The following is a 26,325-nucleotide window of genomic DNA, read 5'->3' as shown; positions in this document are numbered from 1 at the left end:
GTGCTCGCCTGCATCCTGCTGACTCTGATTTGCTGCGTTTTCGGGAGGCCGTTGTAGCATCACGCCGCGCACTCAGCAGACGTTTTCACTGGCTCAGCAGGCAGCCGTTACCGACTGATACGGTGATGCAATTGCCCTGGGATGAGCAGATCGGCTACAGCGACGCCCCGCCCCTGCCCGATGCGGTCTGGACCCAGGCGGAAGACCTTCCGGGCGCCAAGCCGCAGTGACGTTGGGGGCTGGCAGAGCAGATGTACACTGCTTGAAACCCAACAGCTAGGTACAGATGAAGGTCTGCACACACCACAAGCTGGTCATTGCCGTGCTGACGCGCAACGAGCACTGCCCGCCCCATGTCCATGTCGGCACGGCCAAGTGGGATGCTCGCTTCCAGTTCAGCTTCTGGCACAACAGCGTGCGGCTGTGGGATGTCACGCCGGCCGAGAATGAGCCGAACGTGTCGGTGCTGGAGGACTTGCGGCAGGTGATTCGGCAGCCGGCGCATCTGCGGCGAGCCAGGGAACTCTGGTGGATCAGTCGCCGGACCCTTTGCCTGGAAAACCAGCGCTGGGATCCGAACACGCAGACGGTGGTGAGTCCCAGGGAGCGGCGGCTCGGTGCGCTGGCAATCCAGTCGAGCCATTTCGATGCGCAGGCGTACAAGACCGTGTTGCAACTGGCCGGTGCTTCCGGCCCGGTGGAGATCGAGCTATGACGACAGTGATCAAGGCCCAGGACCGATTCGACGAACCCGTGACCGCCTCGGTGCTGGCGAAGGCGACCGCCCGAGGTCGCCAGCGGCGCCATCCGGGCTTGCACGCGCTGTCGGTGGCGTACCTGCCGGCGTACCAGTCCCTGCTGATCGGTTTTGCGGACCAGAGCGCGGTGCTGCTGCCGGTGAAGAACTACCCCGAACTGTCGGCGCTGGGCGTGGCCGAGCTGGAGGGGCTGGCGATCGGCTATGGCGGCACGGCGCTGTGCCTGGAGGCGCGGGATCTGCACGTCTCGATCGCGGGGCTGGTGTCGGCCAGCCAGCCGCTGATGGACCTGGCGGCGACGGTGATCGCCGTGCGCAACGGCAGCCGGCGCACCGAGGCCAAGGCGCAGGCGTCGCGGGAGAACGGGCGCAAAGGCGGCCGGCCCCGCAAGGCCGAGGCGATCTGACGCGCTGTCAGCGCCTGAGGGTCGTCCCCCGCCCGTTCAAGCCTTGTGCTGCTGCGAGCGAATCATGGCCTCGCGCAGGATCGCATTCATGCGGGTCTGGTAGCCCTTGCCCTGGCTCTTGAGCCACAGCAGCACGTCCGAATCGATCCGCACCGAGGCATGCGTCTTCACCGGCTTGAAGAACGGATTGGGGACGGCCCGTGCCCAGAAGGTTTCATCCAGCGGCGGAATGTCGCTGTAGTCGATCTCGCTGTCCGGCCGCTCTGCCAACGCCTTGAGTTCCGCCTTGCGTTCCTCGGTTATCTGCGGCAGCTCGCCTTGCTTGTACCTAACCGTGCTCATAACGCCTCCGTTCCTTTCGGTCCACGCGGCGGGCACTGATGATCCGAACGACCTCGATGCCCTCGTCTTCAAAGCGCACCGTGTGCGCCACCAACAGCAGCAGGCAGCCGCCGACCATGCCGATGGTCTGCCAACGCTGTTCGTTGTGCTCGATGCGGTCTTGTTCCGATACGGCAAACGGGTCGTCGAAGGCCGCTGCGGCTTCCTGGAACCGGATGCCGTGCTTGCGGAAGTTGATGTCCGCCTTCTGATCGTCCCACTCGAAGTATCGTTCCATGTGACCTCATGGTAGCGTATTTTTGTATATACAAAACAGCACTGCAAACTGTAGATTTACTTGGATGCAGCGCCTGCTTATCGCCTGAGCACCGGCTTGAGCGCCACCCCCGTGTGACTCTTGCTCTTCACCACAGCCTCAGGAGTCCCGGTAATCACAACCTGTCCGCCGCCTGATCCACCCTCCGGCCCCAGATCGATCACCCAGTCGGCTTCCGCGATCACGTCAAGGTCATGCTCGATGACCACGACACTGTGCCCCGCATCCACCAGCCGATGCAGCACCCGAATCAGCTTCTCCACATCCGCCATGTGCAGCCCGACGGTGGGCTCGTCGAGCACATAGAGCGTGTGCGGCGCCCGCTGCCCGCGGCGGGTGACGTCGTCGCGGACCTTGCTCAGCTCGGTGACGAGCTTGATGCGCTGGGCCTCGCCGCCGGAGAGGGTGGGTGAGGGCTGGCCGAGGGTGAGGTAGCCCAGGCCGACGTCCTGGAGCAACTGCAGCGGGTGGGCGATGCTGGGCATGCTGGCGAAGAAGCCGACGGCCTCGTCCACCTCCATCTGCAGCACGTCGCCGATGCTTTTTCCCCGCCACGTCACGGCCAGCGTCTCGGGGTTGAACCGCGCCCCGTGGCACAGGTCGCACGGCACCTTCACGTCCGGCAGGAAGGCCATCTCGATGGTGCGCAGCCCCTGGCCTTCGCAGCCGGGGCAGCGCCCGTCGCCGGTGTTGAAGCTGAAGCGCCCGGCGGCGTAGCCCCGCGCCTTGGCCTCCAGCGTCTCGGTGAAGAGCTTGCGGATGGTGTCCCAGAAGCCGATGTAGGTGGCGGGGCAGGAGCGCGGGGTCTTGCCGATGGGGGTCTGGTCCACCTCCAGCACGCGGTCGATGTTGCTCCAGCCTTCCAGCCCGGTGCAGCCGACCCACGCCGGGCGCTCGCCGGCCTTCTTCCCCGCGAGCTTGTGCGCCACGATCGCCTGCACGTTGGCCAGCAGCACGTCGCGGGCCAGCGTCGATTTGCCAGAACCCGACACGCCCGTCACCGCCACCAGCCGCGCCAGCGGCACCTCCACGTCCACGTGCTGCAGGTTGTGCAGCGACGCCCCGCGCAGCGTCACCACCGGCCCGTCCGGCTCGACCGGGCGGCGCGGGCGGGTGGGGTGCTGGAGCGGGGCGTTGAGGAAGCGGCCGGTGATCGAGTCGGGGTTGGCCATCAGCTCGGCGGCGGTGCCTTGCGCGGTGACCTGGCCGCCGCGTTTGCCGGCGCCGGGGCCGATGTCGATGATGTGGTCGGCGCGGCGGATGGTGTCCTCGTCGTGTTCGACCACCACCAGCGTGTTGCCGGCGCTGCCGAGCTTGTGCAGCGCGTCGAGCAGGATGCGGTTGTCGCGCGGGTGCAGGCCGATGGTCGGCTCGTCGAGCACGTAGCACACGCCCTGCAGGTTGCTGCCGAGCTGCGCGGCGAGCCGGATGCGTTGCGCCTCGCCGCCGGAGAGCGTGGGCGCGGCGCGGTCCAGCGTCAGGTAGCCCAGGCCCACGTCGCCGAGGAAGCTCAGCCGGTTGCGGATCTCGGTGACCACGTCGCGTGCGATCGCGGACTCGCGGCCGTCGAGCTTGTGCGCCTCGATCCAGCGCCGGCCGTCGTCCACCGACTTGGCCGCCACCTCCGCGATCGAGACCTGGCGGAAGCGCACCGCCCGCGACACCGGGTTCAGCCGCGCGCCAGCGCAGGTGCCGCAGGTCTTGTCCTCCGCCAGCCCCTCGACCTCCGGCTCGGTGAAGGTCTTCTCGCGGCCCTTGTCGCCGTCGTCCTTCACGCTGTCGTCGAGCGCCTTGCGCTGCTCGCCGGTCAGCGTCAGGCCGGTGCCGACGCACTCGGGGCACCAGCCGTGCTTGCTGTTGTAGCTGAACATGCGCGGGTCCAGCTCGGGGTAGCTGGTGCCGCAGGTCGGGCAGGCGCGCTTGGTGGAGAACACTTTGGCCTTGCTGCGGAACGCGGTGGACAGGAAGCCCGCCGCCAGCGACAAGGACAGCGACTTGGCCGTCAGCGCCGACTTCAGCGGCGTCAGCAGGTGCAGCACGCCCTTGCCATGCTCCAGCGCCTCGGCCAGCGCCGCCCGCAGCCGCGCCTCGTTCGACACATCGACCAGCAGGTCCGCCACCGGCAGCTCGATCGTGTGCTCCTTGTAGCGGTCGAGCTTGGGCCAGGCGTCGGTCGGCAGGAACTCGCCGTCCACCCGCAGGTGCGCATACCCCTTGCCCTTGGCCCACTTGGCGAGGTCGGTGTAGACGCCCTTGCGCCCGATCACCAGCGGCGCGAGCAGGCCGATGTGCTGGCCCCGGTGGTCACGCAGCAGTTGCGCGGCGATCGACTCGGGCGTCTGCGGCTGCACGGCGACCCAGTGCTCGGACGGCGCGTGGAAGTCGCTGCAGGCGGGGCAGTACTGCGTGCCGAGCTTGACGTACATCAGCCGCAGGAAGTGCCAGACCTCGGTCGTCGTCGCCACGGTGCTCTTGCGCCCGCCGCGCGAGAGGCGCTGCTCGATGGCGACGGTCGGCGGGATGCCCCAGACGGCGTCCACCTCGGGGCGACCGGCCGGCTGCACGATGCTGCGCGCGTAGGCGTTCAGGCTCTCCAGGTAGCGGCGCTGGCCTTCGTTGAAGAGGATGTCGAAGGCGAGCGTCGATTTGCCGGAGCCGGAGACACCGGTGATGACGGTGAACTTGCCGCGGGGGATGTTGACGGACAGGCCCTTGAGGTTGTGCTCGCGGGCGTTGACGATCTGGATGCAGTCGTCGTGGGCGAGCCGGGCGCGTTCGCGGCGCGCCTTGACGATGGTCTGCAGCGGCACGCCTTCCTCGACGCGCAGGCCGCCGTGGCCGAGGGCTGTTTCGTACTCGCGCAGCGACTTCCCTGTGTGGCTCGTCGGATGCGCCCGCAGATCGGCCGGCGTGCCCTCCGCCACCAGCTCGCCGCCCGCCTCGCCGCCTTCCGGCCCGAGGTCGACGATCCAGTCGCTGGCGCGCACCACGTCGAGGTTGTGCTCGATCACCAGCAGGCTGTGCCCGGCCTCCAGCAGCTTGCGGAACGCCCGCATCAGCTTGGCGATGTCGTCGAAGTGCAGGCCGGTGGTCGGCTCGTCGAACAGGAACAGCGTGCCCTTCTTCGCCAGCTTCTGCTTGGTGGCACTGGCGCTCTTCGCGGCCTCGGCGAGGAAGCCGGACAGCTTCAGCCGCTGCGCCTCGCCGCCCGAGAGCGTGGGCACCGGCTGGCCGAGCTTGACGTAATCCAGCCCCACGTCTGCCAGCGGCTGCAGCGCCCGCACCACCTCGCGGTCCTGCGCGAACAGCCGCACCGCGTCGGCGACGGTCAGCTCCAGCACGTCGGCGATGGACATCTGCTTGCCCAGCCGCTCGATCTTCACCTCGCGCAGCTCGGCGCGGTAGCGCGTGCCGTCGCAGTCCGGGCAGCGCAGGTAGACGTCGCTGAGGAACTGCATCTCGACGTGCTCGAAGCCCGAGCCGCCGCAGGTCGGGCAGCGGCCGTCTCCCGCGTTGAAGCTGAACATGCCGGCGGTGTAGCTGCGCTGCTGTGCCTCGGGCAGCGCGGCGAACAGGTCGCGGATCGTGTCGAAGGCGCCGACGTAGCTCGCGGGGTTGGAGCGTGCCGTCTTGCCGATCGGGTTCTGATCGACGAGCACCACGTCGCTCAGCCAGTCCGCGCCGAGCAGCCGGTCGTGGGCGCCGGGCGACTCGGTGGCCTGCCCGAAATGCCGCGCCAGCGCCGGGGCCAGCACGTCCTGGATCAGCGACGACTTGCCCGAGCCGCTCACGCCCGTGACGCAGACCAGCCGCTGCAGCGGGAACTCGACCGTCACGTTCTTCAGGTTGTGTTCGCGCACGCCTTCGAGTACGAGGCGCGGCGTGCTGTCCAAGACCGGCCGCGCAAGGCCGAGGCCAATCGTGCGCCGCGCGCCGAGGTAGGCGCCGGTCAGCGTCTCGGCGCCTTTCAGGTCTTCGGGCGTGCCATCGAAGACGATGCGTCCGCCCTGCGTCCCCGGACCGGGGCCGAGGTCGATGATGCGGTCGGCGGCGAGCATCACGGCCGGGTCGTGTTCGACCACCACCAGCGTGTTGCCCGCGTCGCGCAGCCGCGCCATCGCCTGGTTGATGCGGTCCATGTCGCGCGGATGCAGCCCGATCGACGGCTCGTCCAGCACGAACAGCGTGTTCACCAGCGACGTGCCGAGCGCGGTCGTCAGGTTGATCCGCTGCACCTCGCCGCCCGACAGCGTGCGGCTCTGCCGGTCCAGCGACAGGTAGCCCAGGCCCACGTCGCAGAGGTATTTCAGCCGCGTGCGGATCTCGTCGAGCAGCAATTCGAGCGCGTCATCGAGCAACTGCGAGGGCAGGTCCAGCCCGTCGAAGAAGCGCCGCATCCGGTCGATCGGCAGCAGCATCAGGTCGTGCAGGCTCAGGCCGGGCAGGGCTTCGAGCTGCGTCCGCGACCACTTCACGCCGACCGGCAGGAAGCGTTTCTCCGCCGGCAGCGCCAGATCCGCCTGCCCCTTCTCGCCGAGGCGCCACAGCAGCGATTCCAGCTTCAGCCGCGCCCCGCCACAGACGCCGCAGGGCGTGTAGCTGCGGTACTTCGACAAGAGCACGCGGATGTGCATCTTGTAAGCCTTGCTCTCCAGGTACTCGAAGAAGCGCCGCACGCCGTACCACTGCGCTTTCCACTCGCCCGTCCAGTTCGGCGAGCCGTCGATCACCCACGCCTGCTGCACCGCGCTCATCTGGCTCCACGCCGTGTCGCGCGGAATGCCGGCGTCGCCCGCATACTTGAGCAGGTCGTCCTGGCACTCCTGCCACGCCGGTGTCTGCAGCGTCTTGACCGCACCGCCGCGCAGCGTCTTGCGGTGGTCCGGGATCACCAGCCCGAAGTCCACCCCGATCACCCGCCCGAAGCCGCGACACGTCTCGCAGGCGCCGAAGGCCGAGTTGAACGAGAACATCGACGGCTGCGGCGTGCTGTAGCGGCGCTCGGATTCCGGGCAGTGCAGGCCCTGGCTGTACCGCCAGACTTCGGCCGTGTCATCGGTGCCCGCATACACATTGCACCGCCCGCTCCCCCTCTTCAACGCCGCCTCCAGCGCCTCGACCACCCGCACCTTTTCCGCATTCGAGAACCGGAACCGATCCGCGACGACATCGAGCACCTTGCGCGGCCCGGTCGGCGTGGCGACGACGCGCTCGGCCTGCACGCGGGTGTAGCCGCTGGCGGACAGCCACTGCGCGACTTCCTCGGGCGTGACCGTGGCCGGCAGTTCCACCGGAAAGGTGATCACCAGCCGCGGATCACCCGCCGCCGCGCTGCGTGCCTGCAGGTCGAGCCAGATGCTCTGAGGATCGTCCTCGCGCACGGCCTGCGCGGTGTCCTGGTCGAAGAGCTGCGCGGCGCGGGCGAACAGCAGCTTCAGGTGGTCGTTCAGCTCCGTCATCGTCCCGACCGTGGAGCGGCTGGTGCGCACCGGATTGGTCTGGTCGATGGCGATGGCCGGGGGCACGCCTTCCACCGAATCCACCGCCGGCCGGTCCATCCGGTCGAGGAACTGGCGGGCGTAGGCGGAGAAGGTCTCGACGTAGCGCCGCTGGCCTTCGGCGTAGAGCGTGTCGAAGACCAGCGATGACTTGCCCGACCCGCTGGGGCCGGTCACGACCGTCAGCTCACCCGTGCGGATGTCGAGGTCGAGGTTCTTGAGGTTGTGCTGGCGGGCGCCACGGATTCGGATCAGGCCGGTCATCAGGAATGTTCTCGCGGGGCGAAGCGGAACATTCTAGGGACGTGGCGCCTCTGTGCGTCAGTCCGGGACTTTGAGTGTCAATCCCGTCATGACGATCTGGTCAGCCGCCACTGGCGCCGTGGCGATCGCTGGCACGTTGGCCGCCGAGAGCGCGGTGGCGCTGGTGGCCCGCGGCGTGGTGCGCACCACTTGGCTGACCGGCAGCGCCGCGCCGGTCGTCAGGTGGGTCCACATCGCGTTCAGCGCCTGGTTCAGGTACGGGTGCAGCGGCACGGCCTTGGTGTCGTAGCCGAGCAGCGCCCCGAAGGCGATGAAGGTGTCGAAGTGCTGCGCGTTGGTCACCTCGATGTAGCGCACCTTGGCGGCGTCGCTGGCGCTGTCGCTCAACTGGTTCTTGCCGAAGTAGGCGCGGGCGGTGTGGTTGATCGGCAGCAGCGTGTCACTGCGGCCCGCCACGATGATCGTCGGCTTGCTGCGCAGCTTGGCGGTCAGTTGCACCGCGTTGACGCCAGCGATCACGCGGTCGGACTGCGCCTTGAGGGCGCCGGTGAGCGTGGCGCCCGTGGCTTCGTCCTTGCCGGTGGCCAGCGAGCGCAGGCACAGCGCGCCGTCGAGCGCGAAGTCGGCCGTGCCGCTGGTGGGCGAGGTGGCCAGGAAGTCGAGCTTCGCGCCGCCGACCGACCGGTCGTAGACGAGGTTCACGCCGCCGGTCGGCGGGATGCCGTTGCCACTGGCGAACAGGCCGGCCTGCGTGGCGGCGACTTGCGCGGCGACATCGCCGGTCGCGGTCGTGTTCGCCATGCTGAAGCCGCACACGCTGTCGGTGACGCTGAAGCGGCCGTAGGTGTTGACGTAGGTGACGGCGATCGCGTTGGTGGCGAAGCGGTAGTGCGACTGGTGGAAGAAGTTGCTCTCGGCCTGCCAGCCGTAGGTGTTGAGCTTGGCGAGCGCCGCATCGGCCTGTGCGGCCAGCGTGACGCCGGTCAGCAGGCCGCGGGCGGCGAGGGCGGTGCAGCGGTTCTGCGCGGCCGTGGTGAACGCCGCCGGCCAGAACGCGGCGGCGAGCACCTGGCTGGCCTGCGCGGACAGCGCGGCGCAGGGCTGGTAGACGTTGGCGTAGGTGAAGTAGTCGAGCAGCGGCTTGCTGTGGGTTGCCACCGTGGCGGCGCCCTGCTGGATGGTCAGGCCCGTGTTCGCGCCGGGCTGGGCGTTCGGTTCGGAGACCGCCACGCCGTCGATCAGGCCCTCGGTGTCCTGCTCGGCCGCGGCCAATGCCGCGCCGCCGCCATTCGACACCGACGAGGCGATGACGATCGTGTTGGCCGGGACGATGGTGCGGATCTTCTTGTTCGGATCGACGGCGGTCGGGCTGCCGTAGCGTTCGTTGAGCACGTAGAAGGCCAGCCGCACCGCGTCGAGCGTGTGCTTGCCCCAGTCCTTCTCGGGGTTCTGCTGCGAGTGGGCGTGCTTGTAGGCGACGCGGTTGGGCGTGGCGGTGTTGAAGGCGGTCACGTCCGACGCGGTGGCGGCGGACTGGAAGAGCGCCTTGCCGGCGGCGGTGGCGGCGTTGAGCACCGTGCCGTCGCGGGCCATGACGGCGCCGCTGGTGAGGTCGTGCAGGCCGTTGCCGCTGCCCTTGTCGGTGTAGGCGACCGCGCAGCCGCGTTTCAGGCCCCACTCGCCCGCCGTGCCGATGGCGCCGTAGACACCCCGCGAGCCGGAGGAGGCGGCAGTGACGATGCAGGGCCGGCCGGGCTGGAAGCTGTCGGGGATCTGCACCATCAGCGTGACGTTCTGCTTGCCGGTGCCGTCGTCGGCATAGGCGATGTACTCGCGGCCGGCGATCTTGCCTTCGCCGAGCGTGTTGCCTCCGTTCAGGTCGATGTTCGGGCCGTACAGCACGCCCATGCCGCCCGCGGCGGTGTAGTCCACCAGGGCGCGGTAGTTGTTGTAGATGGCGTTGCGGCGCAGCTCAGGCGCCGTGGGCGTGGCCGGTACGGCGTAGGCGGGGGCGGCGCCCATCAACCCGGTCTTGCCGAGGCCGGCGGTCAGCAGGTCGTCGGTGGCGCCGTCATAGACCTTCTCGGCGATGGCGCCGGACAGGCCGGCGGGCAGGGTGTTGATGTCTTCGCTGCTGCTGGAGGCGCAGCCGCCCAGGACGAGGGCGGCGAGGGCGGCGGCGGCGATGGGGGTGCGTTTCGGGGCGGTGCGTGCGTTCGGGATCGGCTTGTTCATTGGAATCTCCCAGGGCAAGTGCCCGGCTGAGGCGCCGGGTCAGTTGACCTTGCCACGCTGGTCGATGCACAACATGCCTAAATCCCCCGACTCAGTGAAAACACTGAGTCGATCTTGGTGCGCTGCCGCCGGTCAATGCACCAGATTGGCGAGTTGGTCGAGTGCATCGGCCTCCATCGCCTCGAAGCCGCTGATGCGCAGGTCGTCGAGGATCTTCCGGCCCGCCGGATCGGCCCCCATGCTGCAGAGCACCTCGCGCACCTCGTCAAGCCGGTCGGCCAGCTCGGGGGCGACGCAGAAGCAGTGCGAGGCCACCTGCCGCGTGGTGGCGGACACGATCTCCAGCGCCTCGCGGGTCGAGGCGCTCAGCCCGTGCCACGTCTCGTTGTAGACGAAGCCCACGTCGGCGCGGCCGTCCAGCACGGCTTGCACCGCCCGGACGTGGTTGCCGGTGAACTGGAGCTGGCAGTCGTCCGGGTTGACCGCGTGCTGGTCGAGCAGGGTCAAGCCCAGCACATGCACCAGCAGCTGCTCCGAGGCCGAGGCCACGCGCAGCGGACGCTGCGCGGGCAGTCCGGCGCCCTGCCGGCTCACCAGCAGCGTTTCGTCGTACACCCCCATCGGTCGGGCGACCGGCACGAACCCGCGTTCGTGGACGTACCTCCGTGCACTGAAGGGGTGGGCGTAGGCCAGATGGAATCCGCCGGCCAGCACCTGGTCCTGTTCGTCCTGGAAATTGTCGGACGGCTCGAACCGCATCGCCACCCCGAGCTTGCGCTGCAGATAGGTGTTGAGCAGGAACCAGCCTGCCAGATTGCGGGCAGTGTCGTGCGGGCTGACGGAGAGGCGGTAGCGGGTGGACATGTGCGGGAGACCCATCGGAGCGGTGGGTCTGATTGTCTGCACCGGCGGCCCCGCCAGATCCGAGGAGTCCCGAGGGACTTCCGGTGTTCTTTTCAGTCCATCCGTCCCTCAGCCCATCAATGCGCAGGGGACGGACCAGAGCAACTGCCCTGGCTGTTCGCCATGCGGCTCGACCGTGATGCAGGTCAGCGAGGCCTTTTTCACCCGCACGATCGGGTACCTGCTGCCGAGCAGGCGGCTGATGAGGTCGGACAGATCCGGCTCGTGGCCGACCAGCCAGAGGGAGTCGGCGTCGGCGGTGGCGCCGCTGTTGGCGTTGACGGCCTCGCGCAGCTCGCGCAGGGCCTGCACCACCGGGGTGCCCAGGCGCAGCCAGTCGACGACTTGCGGCCGCGGGCAGTCGGGCAGGTGCTGGCTGAACTGGGTGGCCGTTTCGACGGCGCGCACCAGCGGGCTGCTGAGCAGGCGCTGTGGCTGCAGCCCCTGGCGCTCGCAGAACCGGGCCACGGCGCGCGCCTGGCCGAGGCCCTTCTCGGTGAGGGTGCGCTCAGCGTCGGGGATCGGCAGGTGCCGGTCCTGCGCGGTGGCGTGGCGGAGAAAGTACAGGCGGGTGATCACGGGGGACATTGTCTTCCCGGGCGCGGGGTGCCGGGAGGGAAGCTGTTGGAATCCGGCTCCTTGTCGCGTGGGGTCTGATTCTGGCGCTCTCTGCACCTCAGCCCGCGGCGATGGGATCGTCAGATTCCAACAGCGCCACCGTCAGCGCGCCGCACGGGGCGTGCGCTGCGCAGTCGTTGCCGTTGCCCGGTGCGTCCCAGGACAACATGGAATGCATTGACGCACGTCGCCGTGCAGTGCAAGTAACCAGATCTGGCCCGTACCAAGGCAAGGGCTGGGAAATTTCCGGGGAGGATCTGGGTTGGAGGGGCTTTAAAACGTGCAAATTACCCATTTTTTGCACGATGACCACCTGATTCGGGGATTCCTCAGCCGGTTTGTTTCAGGAGTTTTCGATGCGTGCTGTAACACTCCTGCACCGGATCGTCACACAGTACCTGCGTCCTGGGTGATCGCGACGGGCTGGCCATCGATCTGCGGCAGGTGTGTCTGCAGCCACTCGACACACGCTGATGCCAGCCGCGGGCCGGTCGAAACGAGGGTGCGCAGCGCGGACAGGTCGGCCACGTGGGGCAGATCGGTGTCCACCTGCACCACGTCGGCGTAGAAGGCTGCGTCTGCGCCCAGGCAGGTCACGCCGGTCTCGGCGACGAACTGCCACAGGCGTGCCCCATCGGGGGTTTCGCTGCTGCCGCTGGGGTGGCCGTCGAAGAGGCACAGGGTCGTGCCACCCAGCAGGCCGCCCACTTGCCGCATCCACAGCGCCCCGCCCGGCGTACAGGACCAATGCAAGCGGTCTCCGGTGTCGGTGGTGGCGCCGAGGCGCTGCTGGGCGTTGTGCTGGACCGCCGCCTGCACGGCGCTGCCGTGGTCCTGCACGCTGGGCGTGGGCAAGCCGCCGGTGTCGTTGGCGTAAGCAATCCACAGCGGATGGTCAGAGGGCAGTGCCAGCGGCGTGAAATCCGGATCACCGGCCAGCAACGGACGCAGGTCGTAGGCATGGCGGCCAGAGTGGAGGAACTCGTCCACCTCGGCGTCCCTGTCGAGGCAGGGCCACAGCACCAGGTGCGTGACGCTGGGCAGGCCGGCCAGCAGTGCGTGGACGGTGGGCAGTCGGTCGTGGTCACGGCCGCCGCGGGTGGTGCCGTCGCAGGCGATCAGCACCTTGGGCGCGATCTGGCCGAAGCGGTCGAGCACGGCCTGCGCATCCAGGTCTGGCGAACACACCGACCAGACCGCCCCCAGGCTGGCGCAGGCGAGAAAGGCCGCCACCGTCTGCGGTGCATTGGGCAGGTAAGCAGCGACACGGTCCAGCGGCTGCACCCCCATGCCCCGCAAGGCCACCGCCAGCGAAGCCACTTCGCGCTGCAGCTCCGGCCAGCCCAGCGTGAGCGTGCGTCCAGCGTCGTGCAGCCGCTCGTTGCGGAACAGGAGAGCAGGGATGTCGGCCCCCTGTGCCGCATCGGCGTGGCGGAAAACCTGGCGGGCGTAGTTGATCTGGGGGCCGTTCGGCGCCATGTCGGGATCCAGTGCTCGGCTGTTACAGCGAAAGATGCCAACTTTTTATCAGAAACAACCCCGTGTCGGCTATTTTGGTGTCGGTGCCTTCTGCGCTTCGATGTCGAGGTAGGGCCACCAGTTCAGCCAGAACGGTGCCCGCCGGTAGCCGATCACCTGCGGATGGGTCAGGTCGGTGATCAGGCGGTGGACATGGAAGCGGTAGGGCGCGTAGGCGAGCATCAGCCGGTTGGCCTCGCGGAAGGCCGCCAGCCGCTCGGGGCCGTCGGGCAGTGCGGTGATGCGGTCATAGACGGCATCGAACGCCGGCAACTGGAAACGCGCCATGTTGCCCTTGCCGACCGAGGCGCTGTAGCCGCTCTCCAGTGCGCCCTGCCCGTCCGGCGAGCCAGCGCTGGAGCCGACACGCCACAGCATGAACTTGCCGGCGCGGGTGGACTTGAGGTTCTCGCTCCACTGGCCGACCTTCAGCTCGACCTTCAGGCCCAGCGTGTCCATGTTCTTCTTGTAGATCTCGTCGAGCTGGCGGCTGGTCTGGTCGGCTTGCGTCAGGATCACGATGGTCAGTTTCGACCCGTCCGGCCGCTCGCGCCAGCCGTCGCCATCGCGGTCCACGTAGCCCCAGGTGTCGAGCAGGGCGCGGGCGCGGGCCGGCTGGTACTCGCCGATCTCCGTGCGCAGAGCGGGGTCGTGGCCGTAGGTGCCGGGCTGGATACCGGCTTGCGCGGGCACGGCTTCACCCCGGCGGCCGAGGCGGATCTCGCGCTTGATGTCGAGTCCGAGACTGATGGCGCGGCGCAGCGCGACCTGCTGCGGCGCCAGTCCGCCGATCAGCGGGTCTTCCATGTTGAACACCGTCATCGTCACGTCCGAGCCGGCGATGCGGTATTTGCGGATGCCCTTCCTGGCGAGGTGCGGCGCGAGTTCGCCCTTCACCAGCGCCTGCGGGATGTAGTCGGCCGGCACGCGCTCCAGCAGGTCTTGTTCGCCGTTCAGGAAGGCGAGCCAGCGCGGCTGGGCCTCCTCGATGATCGACACCTCCACCCGGTCCAGCATGGGGATGCGCCGGCCCTTGAAGCGTTCGAGCAGCGCCTGGCCCTCGGTGTCGTCGGCATTGGGTGTGGCGTCGTAGAAGCGTTCGCGGTAGCCGGTGAAGCGCTCCATCACGATCATCGAGCTGCGCCGCCACTCGGCGAGGCGGAACGGGCCGGTGCCGATCGGGTGTTCCGCGATCTTGTCGCCGTGGAACTCGACGACTTCGCGGGCCATCGCTTCCATGCCGGCCAGCGTGTAGAGGAACCGGGGCCGCGATTCGCGCAGCCGGAAGCGCAGCGTGTAGCGGTCCAGCGCCTGCGCGCCTTCCACCGGCCGGTTGTAGTCGAAGGGCTTCTTCGCCTTGATCGCTTCGTCACGCAGCGCCTGCAGCCCGATGATTCCCTGCTCCTCCAAGGAGGTGTGGCCGGGGCTCTTGGTGGCCGGGTCGTAGTAACGCTTGAGGGTGTAGACGTAGTCCTCGGCGGTCAGCTCGCGGGGCTTGCCCTTGAAGGCGGGATCGTCGTGGAACAGGATGCCGGGGCGGATCTTCAGCGTGAAGCTGCGGTGGTCGTCGGCGATCTCGGGCAGCGCGACCGCCGTGCAGGGCCGGATCAGGAAGGGCCGCGCCAGGTGGTCGTACTCCAGCAGCGTCTCGAAGATGTGCGCGGTGATGGTGTGCGAGTAGAGGTCGCTCACCTGCGGCGGATCGAAGCCGGTTTCGGCCGCCGGGAAGGCGTAGCGCAGCACCTTGAGCGGTGCTGCTGCGCCGGCCTCGGCCGCGTGCAGCCAGTCCGGGGTGGCCATCAGGCCGGCGCCGGCCGCAGCGGCGGTCAGCAGATCACGTCGCGTCGGGGTCACAGGCGCCTCCGGGGGTTCAGCCGCGGGCGGCGTTGAGCTGGTCGCGCGTGGCGAGGGCCACGCGGCGGGCCGCTTCGGCGAAGTCCTCCCCGCGGCTGGCGTAAAGCACGGCGCGCGAGCTGTTGACGACGATCGTGCCGGCGTCGGTCAGGCCGGCCTTCACCGTCGCCTCGGCGTCCCCGCCCTGCGCGCCCACGCCGGGGATCAGCAACGGCAGCGTCGGCGCCAGCGCCCGCACCCGCGCGATCTCGGCGGGGAAGGTCGCGCCGACGACCAGCCCGAGCTGGCCGGTCGAATTCCATTCGCTGTGCGCGAGGTTGGCGAGGTGCTCGAACAGCCGCGGCTGGCCCGGCACGTCGGCCAGGCGCTGCATCTGCCAGTCGTTGCCACCGGGGTTGGACGTGCGGCACAGCAGGATCACGCCCTTGTCCGCGTAGGCCAGGAAGGGCTCGATCGTGTCGCGGCCCATGAACGGTGACAGCGTCACGGCGTCCGCCTGGTAGCGCACGAAGGCCTCGCGGGCGTACTGCTCGGCGGTGGAGCCGATGTCGCCGCGCTTGGCGTCGAGGATCACCGGCACGTCGGGCGCCACCGCCTTGATGTGCGCCATCAACTGTTCGAGCTGGTCCTCGGCGCGGTGGGCGGCGAAGTAGGCGATCTGCGGCTTGAAGGCGCAGACGAGATCCTTCGTGGCATCGACGATCGCGGCGCAGAAGTCGTAGATCCGCTCCGCATCCCCCGCCCAGGCGCCGGGGAACTTCGACGGTTCGGGGTCGAGGCCGACGCACAGGAGGGAGTGGTGCAGGCGCGTGGCGCGGGCGAGCTGGGTGGTGAAGGTCATGGGGGTCTGCCGGTCAGCCGCCGATACGCCGCGCCAACTCCGCCGCCATCCCCGTGTAGCTCCCCGGCGTCATCGCCAGCAGCCGGTCCTTCTCGTGCTGCGGCAGCGCCAGATCGGTGACGAACCCGCGCATCAACGCCGCCGTCATCGGCTGCCCGCGCGTGAACTTCTTCAGTTGCTCATACGGCTCCGGCAGGCTGTAGCGGCGCATCACCGTCTGGATCGGCTCGGCCAGCACTTCCCAGGCGTCATCGAGGTCATTGGCCAGCGCCGCCGCGTTCAGCTCCAGCTTGTCCAGCCCGCGCAGCAGGCTGTCGTAGCCCAGCAGCGCGTACCCCAGCGCCACGCCCATGTTGCGCAGCACGGTCGAATCCGTCAGATCCCGCTGCCAGCGGCTCACCGGCAGCTTCTGCGCCAGGTGCGTCAGCAGCGCGCTGGCCAGGCCGAAGTTGCCCTCGGCGTTCTCGAAGTCGATCGGGTTGACCTTGTGCGGCATGGTGGACGAGCCGACCTCGCCTTCCTTGGTCTTCTGCTTGAAGAACCCGAGCGAGATGTAGCCCCACACGTCGCGCGCCCAGTCGATCAGGATCGTGTCGACGCGGGTGAAGGCGTCGAACAGCTCGGCCATGTAGTCGTGCGGCTCGATCTGGATGGTGTAGGGGTTGAAGGTCAGACCCAGCGGGCCTTCGATGACCCCGCGGCTGAAGCCTTCCCAGTCGTGCTCGGGGTAGGCCGACAGGTGGGCGTTGTAGTTGCCGACGGCGCCGTTCATCTTGGCCAGCAGCTTCACGTCAGCAATGCGGGCGCGGGCGTTTTTCAGGCGGGCCACGACGTTGGCGATTTCCTTGCCCACGGTGGTCGGGCTGGCGGTCTGGCCGTGGGTGCGGCTGAGCATGGGCACGCTGGCGAACTGCTGCGCCTGCGCGGTCATCTTCGCGATCACCTTGTCCAGCATCGGCAGCATCACCTCGTCACGGGCGCTCTTCAGCATCAGCGCGTGGCTGGTGTTGTTGATGTCCTCGCTGGTGCAGGCGAAGTGGACGAACTCGCCGCGGCTTTCCAGTTCGGCGTGGCCGGCGATGCGGCGCTTGATCCAGTACTCGACCGCCTTCACATCGTGGTTGGTGGTCTTCTCGATGTCCTTGATGGCCTGCGCGTCGGCTTCCTTGAAGTGGATCACCAGCGAGCGCAGCAGGCCGCGGCCCGCCTCGGACAGCGCCGGAAATTCAGCGAAGCCGGCGTCCGACAGCGCGATGAACCACTCGATCTCGACCTGCACGCGGCGGTGCATCAGGCCGAACTCGCTCAGCAGCGGGCGCAGGGCAGAAACCTTGGCGGCGTAGCGGCCATCGAGCGGCGACAGGGCGGTCAGGGGCGTGAACTGGGAGAGGGGCATGGTCGGACTCGATGCGGTGGGAGCGTTGGGCGGTGATTTTACCGGCCACACATGCGGACAGGCCGCCAACCCCGAGAGGGGAGGCGGCCTGTCCGAGGGCGGGGCCGGTGTGCGGCTGGCTCCGCCGTGCCGCGGAGTTCAGGCGTTGTAGAACTGCAGCAGCAGCGCGGGGTCGTGCAACTGGCGCCGCACACGGTGCAGGATGACGTTGAGGTTGTTGCGGGCGGACGCCGGGTCGGCGTCCGGCCAGAACAGACTGCACAGACGTGCCCGCGAGGTCAGCCGTCGCCGGTGCCGCAGCAGGTACAGCAGCAATGCGCGCGCTTTGCCGCGCGGCAGGTCCAGCACCTGCGCGGAACCGACCCAGATCTGCAGGCCGTCGAGCATCTGCACGCTCAGCGTGGCCTGCGCGGTGATGGCACCGGCCTGCGTTTGCGCTTGGGCGGGCCGTGGGATCGGCTCCGTTCGACGCAGGCGGTGCCGCGCTGCCCCACTGGTTCAGCGTTGCATCCCACGCACCGAGCATCCGCGTCGCGGCGAGGATGTTGGCCAGTCCGCCAGGTGTCGCCGGGGTCACGTGCAGGCTCCGGTCAGTTCATCGACGGAGCGAGTCTAGGAGGCTGAATTCCCCCTGGTGCGTGACAAAACGCGCACCCCATTTGAAGCAAAATGTTTCAGAGAGTGGCCGTCAATCCGTCCAGACGGTCCGACAGCCGAAATACATCAGGCAGACGCAGGCCCAGCAACGTGGGGGTGTGGTGGGCGGAGAGCTTGTGCATGGGCCGTACTGCTGTGCCGTGATGTGTGAAAAAGTCACGTTCTTGGCTTGCCGGTATTTTTACGTTTTTTCACATGCAACGGTATTGCACCACTACAAGGCATGTACTCAGTCCTGAGGACACGGTGGGGGACTGGGGGCGGAGAAATAATCGACGCAAGACGCTACAAGAACCTTGGCAATGCACACGTTGGGACAACATGACTGACCAGACCACAGACGCCCTGACTCCGCCCGGGGGCCAGCATCGCCGGTACCTGACGGTCGTGTTTTCCGATCTGTGTGACTCGACACGCCTGAGTGGTTCGATGGAGTCGGAGTGGTATGCGGTGATCCTGGCTGATCTGCGCCAGGCCTACACCGAGGTGCTGACCCGCCACGGCGGTACGGTGGTCCGCATCCAGGGTGACGGCGCGCTGGCGATCTTCGGTTACCCGAGTCCCCGCGAGGACGACGCCCGCCACGCCACGCAGGCGGCGCTGGAGTTGCACGAGGTGGTGCGAGCGATGGCGCCGGACACGGGCTGCGGCGCGCGCCTGGCGCTGGCGCTGCACTCGGGCATCCACTCCGGGCTGGTGCTGCTGGACGACGGCGATGCCGTGCGGGGCCGCTTCGATCTGATGGGCACGGTGCCCAATCTGGCCGCGCGGCTGTGCGAGGCTGCAGGCCGTGACGAGGTGCTGGTCAGCGAGGAGGCGCTCGGACCGGAGTTCCGCTACTTCGAGACCAGTCCGCTGCGCTACGTGAGCGTCAAGGGCCGTGTCGAGCCGATGTCCGCCTACCGCATCCTCGGTCGGGCTGGCGAGACCGGCCGCCAGCAGGCGCGGCGCCGGCGCAGCCTGCTGCCGTTCATCGGCCGCGGCGAGGTGCTGGACCTGCTGGCGCAGCGCCTGGGGCAGGCCCAGGTTGGCAGCTTGCAGTGTGTCGCGGTGCTGGGTGCTGCCGGAGTGGGCAAGACGCGGCTGGTGCAGGAGTTCCTGTCCCGCCAGACGCCGCTGGCCTGCTGCGTGGTGCGGGGCGATTGCGAGAACCCGCTCAGCGCCGAGCCTTTCCAGCCTTTCCTGCAGATGCTGCGCGAGCTGTTCGGTCTGACGCACGGACAGACCCCCGCGCTGGCTGCTGCCGAGGTGGCGCGCCGATTGGAGGCCATCGACCCGGCACTCGCCGTGCACTGTGGCGTGCTGCTGCGCGCCTTGTCGCTACCGGATCCGACGGCGGTGTTCGGCGCGCCGCCGCGGCGGCTGGTGGCCGAGGCGCTGATTGGCGCGCTCCGCGACCTGATGGCCGCGCTGGCCCGCCAGCAGCCGCTGGTGCTGGCGCTGGACGACTGGCAGTGGGCCGACGAGGCCTCGCGCCAGACGCTGACCGCCGTGCGCGCGATCGACCACCAGCCGATCCTGGTGCTGATCACCGCCCGCGAGCTGGCGCCGTCCGATCTCAACCTGATCGGCGCCGAGCCGCTGCAACTGCCGCCGTTCAACGACGCCGAGGCGGTGCAGACCGTGCAGCACCTGCTGCCGGGCATCGACCCCTTCGAGGCCGCGACCATCCAGCGCTATGCCGGTGGCAACGCGCTGTTCATCGAGGAGCTGTGCCATTCGATGGCCCAGGCGGACAGCGAACGCCCGGTCGGCCGTCCCCACGGCGGTGCGGCGTGGCTGGACATCCTGATCGAGTCGCGCCTGTCGCGCCTGCCCGCCACGCAGATCGAGCTGCTGCGGGCGGCGGCCGTCATTGGCAATGTCGTGCCGACCTGGCTGCTGGAGGTGGTCACCGGCTGTGGCGGCGACCATCCGCTGGTGCGGGCCCTGGCCGAACTCGACTTCATCTTTCCCGGCGAGCGTGCCCAGACCCTGCGTTTCAAGCACGGCCTGACCCGGGACGTCATCTACGATTCGGTCGGTTTGCACCAGCGCCGTGCCATGCACACGCGCATCGCCCAGGCCATCCAGCAACACCGCCCGCCCGGTGATTCGGATGAATCCCTGGAGGTGCTCGCCTACCACTATGGCGCGGCGGGCCAGACTGAGCAGGCCGCCCGCTTTGCCGAGCTGGCTGGCGACAAGGCGCTGGCCGCGTCGTCGCTGGACCGGGCGCGCGTGCAGTACCGCGCCGCGCTGGTGGCGCTCGACCAGCTGCCTCCGTCGCGTGAACGGCTGCTGCACTGGATCCGCCTGTCGCAGCGCCTCGGGCTGGCCTGCGTGTTCGATGCCTCGCGGCAGGATCTGGTGCTGTTCCGCCGTGCGGTGGAGCTGGCTGATCTCACGGAAGACCCAAGCATCCAGGCCAAGGCGCTGTACTGGCTGGCCTATCTGCACTACGCCCTGGGCGAGTCGCAGGCCTGCGTGCGGCATGGCGAGCGGGCATTGGCGCTGGCCCGCCAGGTGGGCGACGGACCGCTGGAAGTGCAGATCTGCGCAACGCTCGGGCAGGCGCTGGCTTCGTCGGCGGACTACGCGCCAGCGATCCACCTGCTGCGCGAAGCGTCGGACATCAAGCGCCAGCACCGTTCTGGCCGCGGCACGGCTGTGGGGCTGGCCTACACGCTGGCTTGCCTGGCGGCGGTGCAGGGCGACCGCGGGGATTTCGCGCTGGCGAGCGCGCTGTTCGACGAGGCGCTCGATGTCGTGCGCGACACCGGGCATGAGGTAGGGGCATCCATCCGTGGCTGGCGGGCGGCGGTGCTGCTGTGGCAGGGCCGCTGGGAGGAGGCTCGCCAGACGGCGGCCGAGGCCTACCGCATCGGCGAACAGGTACGCAGCCTGTTTTCGTTTTCGATGAGTCGCGCGGCCGGTGGCTATGCGCAGTGGATGCTGGACGGCTCGCACACCGCGCTGCAGAGCGTCCTGGATGCCACGGCCTGGCTGGCGCCGCGCGAGGGTGGGCTGTTCGAGTCGCTCAACCACGGCTGGCTCACCGACGGGCTGGTCCGTGCTGGCCGGCTGACCGAGGCGCGCACCCACGCCGCGCGGGCGTTGCAGCGCGGGCGGCGGCGCGATCTGCTGGGTGGCTCGATGGCTGCGCGGGCGATGGCCTGGTCTGCGGCGCAGGCCGGGGATCTGGCCCGTGCGGAGCGTGGCATTGCACGGGCGCTGCGGGTGGCCCATGCACGCGACTCGGCCCACGAACTGGCGGTGACACAGTGGATGGCGGCCCGCATCGTCCTGATCGGCGGGAATGCCGGTCGCGCCCGGCAATGGCTCGACCCGGCCGAGGCCGCCTTCGAGTTGATGGCCATGCCCTGGCACCTGGCGCAGGCCCGCGCGCTGCGCCTGCTCACGCGGTGAGCACCAGGGTGTTCGGCGACGCGGTGGCGCGCAGCGTGCCGGCATCCAGCAGCGCGCTGACCAGTCCGAGCATCACGCCGATGCCCATGCTGAAGCCCGGGCAGGCGTGCAGCGGTGCAGCCTCGCCCGGCCAGTCGCCCGGTGTGCGGCTGCCGCCAAACACGGTGTAGATGTCGCGCACACCGGCCGCCAGATCGGCCTGCGTGGCCGAGGCGATGCCGACGATGAGGCGGTCGCCTTCGCGGATGTCCACGCCCATCAGCCGGTGGTCCTCGCGCGCCGTGCGCCAGACCACTTCCGGGGTCGGGCGCGCCATCAGCGTGTCCATCAGCGGCTTGCGCAGGGCGGCGTTGGCGAGCATGTAGGCGTGGGGCGGCGGGCCGTCGGCGTCGCGCAGGGCGGCCTGCAGATCCCACAGGCTGCGGTCCATGACCCAGCGGCCCAGCACCGTGCGCAGGTTGCCCAGCACGGTCGGCCCGAAGCCCAGCATCACCCCCGTGAGGGTGCGCCCGAGCAGGTCGGCGTTGGCGGCGGTGACCTGCCCGCCGCCGAGCGCCTGCACGATGCCGCGGGTCAGCGGGCCGAAGCTGGCCGGCGGCGCCAGGCGCAGGTACTCGGTGACCATGTCGCGCAGCAGGCGGCCCTGGTGGCGCCCGTGCTGGCGCACCACCTCGCCGGGGCGCGGCGAGAAGATGAACTTCGAGGCCGAGACGAAGTGCCCGGGGCAGGTCGGCGTGGTGCGGGACTCGGTGTCCCAGGGACCGACGGTCATGTAGTTGCCGGCGGGGTCGGGCAGGCCGAACCACAGCGTGCAGAGCTGCCCCAGCACGGTTTCGCACAACTCCGGCAGATCGACCGGCACCCCGGCCGCCACTTCGACGTCGGGCAGCGCCGTGCGCAGGGCGCGCAGCAGGGCGGTGGTGATGCGGTAGGTTTCGTCGTAAGCCTGGTCTTCGCGGAGGGTCTCGATCACGGCGTTGACCGCCGGCGCGGTGGCGGCGTGGCCCGTGTCACCGTCCTGCCCGAGGTAGCCGAGGCCGACCGAGGCACGCATGCGCTCGCCGTAGCCGTGGACCGAGTAGTGCTGGCGGGCGTCGAGGAACACCTCCGCCACCGCCGCCTTGCTGCCGACGAGCACGCCGTACTCCGTGCGCAGCACGCCGCCCGGCTGCGCACGCACCGTCGCCCAGGCCGACTCGCGCAGCGTGCTGTCCTCCATGCGGCGTTTCCAGGTGGCGTAGTCGGTCGGTGGGGCGGGCGGTGCCGGTGGCGTGGGGGCCGGTGCGGCCAGCCAGTGCCGCATCTGGCGCAGCGTGGTGATGGACGGGGCGAAGAGGTACAGCCCCCAGCGCAGCTCGACCAGCGCCTCGGTGCCGAGGTCGATCGACATGGACTGGCCGCGCCAGGTGAACTGGAAGCTGCGCGGCTTGCCGCCGGGAACCGGCACACCGAGGAAGGGGTCGCTCTGCCAGGACAGGCGCCCGCTGCTGTTGCCGCCGCTGATCCAGCGCTGGATCACCTCGAACTGCTCGGCGATGCTGGCGTTGTAGGCCATGAAGAACAGGCCGCGCTCGCCCGAGCCGCTGGCGTAGGACATGCCGCGGCGGGCAATGCGCGGGATGGGCGCTGGTACCTGGTGCGTGTCGCGCGGATTGGCCCGCCGCACATGCGACTGGAAGGGGCACAGTCCTTCCACGGGCCTGTCTGTGCCGGCGACTGCGTAGTTGAAGTCATTCGGACGTTCGACGGGTGCCGCCGTTGCCGCCAGCGGAGTGCCGTCCGGCGTGCGGCCCATCATCAGCGTGCGCAGATCGGCGGTGGTGGGCGCGGTGGGGCCATGCAGCACTTGCAGCGCGCGGGCCTGGGCGTCGAGCAGCTGGTCGAGCCGCTCCACCTGCTGCGCCAGCTTGCGCACGACGAGGAAACTGCCGTTGTCGAGCAGCGCATCCGGCGTCGATGGCACGCGGGCATCGCCCCGGTCGTTCGGATAGCCCAGCAGCAGCTCGCCGGGTGCGACGGTGTCGGACCAGCGCGGCCGGTCCGGACCGGCATAGGGTGCGAGGCTCGGTTGGCTGAAGCCATCCTGGAAACCAAAACTCTCCTTCGAGACGGCACGGCCAGGGGCGACGAGGTTGCGGTGCATCGGCTCGATCGCCAGCACCTTCAGGCCGGTGTCGGGCGCCTGCAGCCCATCGATTTCGGCGCGCAGGCCCGGATGGAGCATGCCCGGTGGCAGCGGCCGCACGCCCGCACCGAACGCCCCGCGCAACTGCACGACCACATGCACCGCCGACAGCGCGATGCGCGACGGGCTGCCCGCAGGTGACAGGGCGTGCGGCGGTTGCCACCGGTCGGGGTGGTGGCCGTGCAGATCGCCGAGCACGCCGGCGCGGGCGTCCATGCCGTCGATGAACTCCTGCGGCAGATGCTCCAGCCGCGCCGCGGGCAGCTTCAGCGCTTTCAGGCCGGTGTAGGTCAGCGCCACGTTCAGGCGCAGGCGGCGCGGCTCGGCGCTGTCCGCCTCGGTGCAGACGGGCCAGTGCGCCAGCGCGTCGAGCGCGTGCGCGGCGTTGGTGACCCGCAGCAGCACCAGCGCACCGTGGGTGGTGTCGGTCGGGCTGCTCAGGATGCCGCCCTGCACGTCACCGGGGTTGATCCGTGCGGCGGCTGGGGACCGCGCTGCGCCATCCCCAGGGCCAGCGCGGTCGAACCACTCGATCACCGGCCCGTACAGCTTGCGCAGGCCGTCGTCCGGTGCGAGCAGCGTGGACAGGCCGATCGCACGGACCTCGCGCAGCACATCGTTCATGCCACGCAGCAGGATGCCTTCGTCGCCGGAGAGGTTGTTGGGAAAGAAGTTCTTCAGCGCGTGGAAGCTGCGGATGGCGCGCAGCGCGGTGGCGCCGATCCGGTGGAGCTGGGCTGCCGGCAAGAGGCTGGCCCGCTGCTGCCATTCCGTCGCGTCGAGTTTCTGCGGTGTCCCGGGTCCGGTGGGAGTGACGAGTTCCTTCATCAGCCGTTGGTCGAGCACCGAAGTACCTGCCTCGGCGTAGAAGAATCCACCCTTGACCTCGTTCTTGCGCACCCACTGCAGGTAGGTTTCGCAAGGGTTGCTGTGGGAGAGCGGGTAGTCCTCGCAGTGGCAGAGCATCAGGTCCAGCAGCGTGCCCAGGTCGCGCCAGATGACGCGCATGTAGGGCTCCCAGCCGCCGTCGAAGGTCACGCTGAGCAACAGGCGGTGACGCAGCGACCCGGCGGCCAGTGCCTCGGCGTCCGGGGGCACGATGGCGAAGCGGAAGAAGTGGACGATGTCGAAGCGCCCCACCGGGTCCGGGAAGGGCGACAGCGGAACCGCCGATTCACGCCCCGCCTGCCGGATGCCGTTGAGCGTGACCAGCACCTGCTGCAGGCGGGCGACGTGGGTGAGTGTGTCGAAGCTGTCGACGAACCCCGTCTTGATCGGGGCCATCAGGCTGAGATTGGTGATGCCGGCGAGCTGGAGGCTCGCGTTCTTGTCAGGCATGGAAGACGCCCCCTGGCGAATCGGAACAATGGAAATGGACATCGGTGCGGATGTGGATTTCCAATTTAAGCGAGCCGCAGCAGCCTGTCGTCCTCAGAATTGAGGAGGTTCAACGCCGAGCGATGCGCTGGCCACCGGGGCCTGCGCCCGCGCTGGTCGGGCCGATGAAGGGCAGGTGCTGCGCGAGCACGGGCCAGGCCACCGCCACCGTGGAGCTGAAGTCGTCAAAGGCCACCCCCATCAGCAGCGACACCGGCTGCTGGCGCGCCAGGGTGCGCATGCCCTGGCGCTGCTGGAGCTGGCCCAGCTCGCGGCACACGGCGTTCAGCGTACCGCTGCCAAGCTGGTCGTCCAGCAGCACGACGGTGCCGCCGGGCAGACCGATGGCGCCTGCGTTGCGGTCGTCGCCACGGCCGTGGCGGAACTGCAGGTTCCAGGCAGGCAGGCGTGCGTCGGGGCAGGCCTGGGCCACCGCGTCGGTGAGGCGCTGGCGCCAGTTCTGCTGGGTCTGTGCAGGCAGGTCACTGGGTTGCAGCCACAGGGCATCAAGCCGGTCCAGCAGGCGCTGGCCGATGTGCCGATCGATCTGGTGCGGCACCTGCGGGAGCATCGATTCCGCGGCGACCGGCAGTCCCGCCCAGACCAGCAGGGCGGCGGCCAGGGCCAATCCGACGTTCCGCATCTGCCCGCGCCGGGGCTGTCTGCCTGCGCGCACGGATTCGCTCCACTGGGTCAGCAACGGATCGGGCCGGCAGTGGAGCAGGGCGCCGTCGGGCAGCTCCAGCAGGCTGCTGCTGCTGCTGGAATCTCCTGCGTGTGGCCAGCGGATCTGGCGGACAGGCACTTGCTGACAAAACCCCTGACCACGGACCACCAGCCGCTCGCCGACGAGCTGCAACTCCACGATCTGTGCGGGCTGGCTACTGCTGCCGAACAGGTCGGCCTGCAGCGTTGCAATGCTGACGCGCTCCCGGATATTGTCCATCGACGGCCTCCCTGTCCTGTGGCGTGCCAGTGTTTTCTATGGTTTCACTTTAGCGATCTTGAGCCACATTGCCCCTCCCCTGGAGGGATGAAAAGGTATTGCTGAATAGCCCTTTCTGTTACCAGTCGTGGTGCTCTCCCGGCGTCCGTTGAGGGTGGGGATGGGGGTTCGGACGAAAAAAAGCGACCCTGAAGGTCGCTTTTTTCATTCGGGTGTCATCCGGAGAGCGGATGCTGCCCGAGTGCGGTGCATCACTGCAGCTTGATTTCGACGTCCACGCCAGCCGGCAGGTCGAGCTTCATCAGGGCGTCAACCGTCTTGTCGGTTGGGTCCACGATGTCCATCAGGCGCTGGTGGGTGCGGATCTCAAACTGGTCGCGCGAGGTCTTGTTGACGTGCGGCGAACGCAGGATGTCGAAGCGCTGCATGCGCGTCGGCAGGGGCACGGGGCCCTTGACGATGGCGCCGGTGCGCTTGGCGGTTTCGACGATTTCCTGGGCCGACTGGTCGATCAGCTTGTAATCGAACGCCTTCAGGCGGATGCGGATCTTTTGCTTTTGCATGACTGGTCTTTCAAAAAGAGCGATGCGGCCCACCGAGGTCGGCCGCGGACAGGAAAGGGCGGGGCACCTTGCAGCGCCCCGCCACCGTCACACAAAAGTTCAGGCGATGATCTTGGCGACGACGCCGGCGCCGACGGTGCGACCGCCTTCGCGGATGGCGAAGCGCAGACCTTCTTCCATGGCGATCGGGGCGATCAGCTTGACCGTGATCGACACGTTGTCGCCCGGCATGACCATTTC

18 protein-coding genes and 1 pseudogene are annotated in these 26,325 nt (G+C 68.9%); 4 read left to right on the top strand and 15 right to left on the bottom strand.

Going from position 1 to position 26,325, the window contains the following annotated elements:
- The 3 genes and pseudogenes from RMP06_RS02865 to RMP06_RS02855 all read left to right on the top strand — a co-directional run.
- Nucleotides 1-230, top strand: a pseudogene (locus RMP06_RS02865) (hypothetical protein); the annotation flags it as partial.
- 56 nt (nt 231-286) lie between these two features.
- Nucleotides 287-715 (top strand): DUF4160 domain-containing protein, encoded by a 429-nt coding sequence (locus tag RMP06_RS02860; RefSeq protein WP_310460265.1) that lies wholly within the window; start codon nt 287-289, stop codon nt 713-715.
- Nucleotides 712-1,164 (top strand): DUF2442 domain-containing protein, encoded by a 453-nt coding sequence (locus RMP06_RS02855; RefSeq protein ID WP_293995174.1) that lies wholly within the window; start codon nt 712-714, stop codon nt 1,162-1,164. Before RMP06_RS02860 ends, RMP06_RS02855 begins: the two co-directional genes overlap by 4 nt.
- 36 nt (nt 1,165-1,200) lie before the next feature.
- Here RMP06_RS02855 and RMP06_RS02850 read toward each other — a convergent pair whose 3' ends face one another.
- The 11 genes from RMP06_RS02850 to RMP06_RS02800 form a co-directional block, all read right to left on the bottom strand.
- Nucleotides 1,201-1,506 carry a BrnA antitoxin family protein gene (locus RMP06_RS02850; RefSeq protein ID WP_310460264.1) on the bottom strand — a complete coding sequence of 102 codons (306 nt, stop codon included), beginning with the start codon at nt 1,504-1,506 and terminating at the stop codon, nt 1,201-1,203.
- Nucleotides 1,493-1,783 (bottom strand): BrnT family toxin, encoded by a 291-nt coding sequence (locus RMP06_RS02845; RefSeq protein WP_310460263.1) that lies wholly within the window; start codon nt 1,781-1,783, stop codon nt 1,493-1,495. Before RMP06_RS02845 ends, RMP06_RS02850 begins: the two co-directional genes overlap by 14 nt.
- A 77-nt stretch (nt 1,784-1,860) precedes the next feature.
- Nucleotides 1,861-7,587 (bottom strand): excinuclease ABC subunit UvrA, encoded by a 5,727-nt coding sequence (gene uvrA, locus RMP06_RS02840; RefSeq protein WP_310460267.1) that lies wholly within the window; start codon nt 7,585-7,587, stop codon nt 1,861-1,863.
- A 54-nt stretch (nt 7,588-7,641) separates the two neighbouring features.
- The gene (locus RMP06_RS02835; protein ID WP_310460262.1) at nt 7,642-9,819 is read right to left on the bottom strand and encodes a 3-hydroxybutyrate oligomer hydrolase family protein; all 2,178 of its coding nucleotides are present in this window, start codon (nt 9,817-9,819) and stop codon (nt 7,642-7,644) included.
- A gap of 132 nt (nt 9,820-9,951) precedes the next feature.
- The gene (locus tag RMP06_RS02830) at nt 9,952-10,683 is read right to left on the bottom strand and encodes a phosphate/phosphite/phosphonate ABC transporter substrate-binding protein (RefSeq protein WP_310460261.1); all 732 of its coding nucleotides are present in this window, start codon (nt 10,681-10,683) and stop codon (nt 9,952-9,954) included.
- A 108-nt stretch (nt 10,684-10,791) separates the two neighbouring features.
- On the bottom strand, nt 10,792-11,301 hold the full coding sequence (locus RMP06_RS02825) for a SixA phosphatase family protein (protein ID WP_310460260.1): 510 nt from the start codon (nt 11,299-11,301) through the stop codon (nt 10,792-10,794).
- Nucleotides 11,302-11,727: 426 nt separating this feature from the next.
- Nucleotides 11,728-12,819, bottom strand: coding sequence for an AMP-binding protein (locus RMP06_RS02820; RefSeq protein WP_310460259.1), 1,092 nt, complete (start codon nt 12,817-12,819; stop codon nt 11,728-11,730).
- A gap of 69 nt (nt 12,820-12,888) precedes the next feature.
- On the bottom strand, nt 12,889-14,712 hold the full coding sequence (locus RMP06_RS02815; RefSeq protein ID WP_310460258.1) for an ABC transporter substrate-binding protein: 1,824 nt from the start codon (nt 14,710-14,712) through the stop codon (nt 12,889-12,891).
- 16 nt (nt 14,713-14,728) lie between these two features.
- Nucleotides 14,729-15,553 carry an orotidine-5'-phosphate decarboxylase gene (gene pyrF, locus RMP06_RS02810; RefSeq protein ID WP_310460257.1) on the bottom strand — a complete coding sequence of 275 codons (825 nt, stop codon included), beginning with the start codon at nt 15,551-15,553 and terminating at the stop codon, nt 14,729-14,731.
- Between the two features lie 13 nt (nt 15,554-15,566).
- A complete protein-coding gene (gene purB, locus RMP06_RS02805; RefSeq protein ID WP_310460256.1) occupies nt 15,567-16,949 on the bottom strand; it encodes an adenylosuccinate lyase in 1,383 nt (460 codons plus the stop codon).
- A 138-nt stretch (nt 16,950-17,087) separates the two neighbouring features.
- Nucleotides 17,088-17,336, bottom strand: a complete 249-nt coding sequence (locus RMP06_RS02800; RefSeq protein WP_310460266.1) for a winged helix-turn-helix domain-containing protein — start codon at nt 17,334-17,336, stop codon at nt 17,088-17,090.
- A 591-nt stretch (nt 17,337-17,927) separates the two neighbouring features.
- On the opposite strand from RMP06_RS02800, the gene RMP06_RS02795 reads away from it, so the two are divergent.
- Entirely contained in the window at nt 17,928-21,014 is a 3,087-nt protein-coding gene (locus RMP06_RS02795; RefSeq protein WP_310460255.1) for an ATP-binding protein, read from the top strand.
- Here the strand turns inward: RMP06_RS02795 and RMP06_RS02790 are convergent.
- The 4 genes from RMP06_RS02790 to RMP06_RS02775 all read right to left on the bottom strand — a co-directional run.
- Nucleotides 21,004-24,537, bottom strand: a complete 3,534-nt coding sequence (locus RMP06_RS02790) for a Dyp-type peroxidase (protein ID WP_310460254.1) — start codon at nt 24,535-24,537, stop codon at nt 21,004-21,006. The two genes, RMP06_RS02795 and RMP06_RS02790, sit on opposite strands and share 11 nt — an antisense overlap.
- A 109-nt stretch (nt 24,538-24,646) precedes the next feature.
- Entirely contained in the window at nt 24,647-25,522 is an 876-nt protein-coding gene (locus tag RMP06_RS02785) for a DUF7092 domain-containing protein (RefSeq protein WP_310460253.1), read from the bottom strand.
- A gap of 251 nt (nt 25,523-25,773) precedes the next feature.
- Nucleotides 25,774-26,085 carry a 30S ribosomal protein S10 gene (rpsJ, locus tag RMP06_RS02780; RefSeq protein WP_110401797.1) on the bottom strand — a complete coding sequence of 104 codons (312 nt, stop codon included), beginning with the start codon at nt 26,083-26,085 and terminating at the stop codon, nt 25,774-25,776.
- 99 nt (nt 26,086-26,184) lie between these two features.
- A partial coding sequence (locus tag RMP06_RS02775) for an EF-Tu C-terminal domain-related protein (RefSeq protein WP_460826231.1) occupies nt 26,185-26,325 on the bottom strand: 141 nt, incomplete at its 5' end.

This window comes from Sphaerotilus sp. (assembly GCF_031429695.1).
Lineage (GTDB): Bacteria > Pseudomonadota > Gammaproteobacteria > Burkholderiales > Burkholderiaceae_C > Sphaerotilus.
The sequence above is the reverse complement of the archived record's forward strand: the minus strand, read 5'-3'. Positions and strand labels throughout refer to the sequence as shown.

Bases quoted from the DNA above. Each gene is read 5' to 3' on its own strand.
- rpsJ (WP_110401797.1), bottom strand. From the start codon at position 26,085: ATGCAAAAGCAAAAGATCCGCATCCGCCTGAAGGCGTTCGATTACAAG.
- RMP06_RS02820 (WP_310460259.1), bottom strand. From the start codon at position 12,819: ATGGCGCCGAACGGCCCCCAGATCAACTACGCCCGCCAGGTTTTCCGC.
- pyrF (WP_310460257.1), bottom strand. From the start codon at position 15,553: ATGACCTTCACCACCCAGCTCGCCCGCGCCACGCGCCTGCACCACTCC.
- RMP06_RS02830 (WP_310460261.1), bottom strand. From the start codon at position 10,683: ATGTCCACCCGCTACCGCCTCTCCGTCAGCCCGCACGACACTGCCCGC.
- RMP06_RS02860 (WP_310460265.1), top strand. From the start codon at position 287: ATGAAGGTCTGCACACACCACAAGCTGGTCATTGCCGTGCTGACGCGC.
- purB (WP_310460256.1), bottom strand. From the start codon at position 16,949: ATGCCCCTCTCCCAGTTCACGCCCCTGACCGCCCTGTCGCCGCTCGAT.
- RMP06_RS02845 (WP_310460263.1), bottom strand. From the start codon at position 1,783: ATGGAACGATACTTCGAGTGGGACGATCAGAAGGCGGACATCAACTTC.
- RMP06_RS02835 (WP_310460262.1), bottom strand. From the start codon at position 9,819: ATGAACAAGCCGATCCCGAACGCACGCACCGCCCCGAAACGCACCCCC.
- RMP06_RS02855 (WP_293995174.1), top strand. From the start codon at position 712: ATGACGACAGTGATCAAGGCCCAGGACCGATTCGACGAACCCGTGACC.
- RMP06_RS02785 (WP_310460253.1), bottom strand. From the start codon at position 25,522: ATGGACAATATCCGGGAGCGCGTCAGCATTGCAACGCTGCAGGCCGAC.
- RMP06_RS02795 (WP_310460255.1), top strand. From the start codon at position 17,928: ATGACTGACCAGACCACAGACGCCCTGACTCCGCCCGGGGGCCAGCAT.
- RMP06_RS02790 (WP_310460254.1), bottom strand. From the start codon at position 24,537: ATGCCTGACAAGAACGCGAGCCTCCAGCTCGCCGGCATCACCAATCTC.
- RMP06_RS02850 (WP_310460264.1), bottom strand. From the start codon at position 1,506: ATGAGCACGGTTAGGTACAAGCAAGGCGAGCTGCCGCAGATAACCGAG.
- RMP06_RS02800 (WP_310460266.1), bottom strand. From the start codon at position 17,336: ATGCTCGACGGCCTGCAGATCTGGGTCGGTTCCGCGCAGGTGCTGGAC.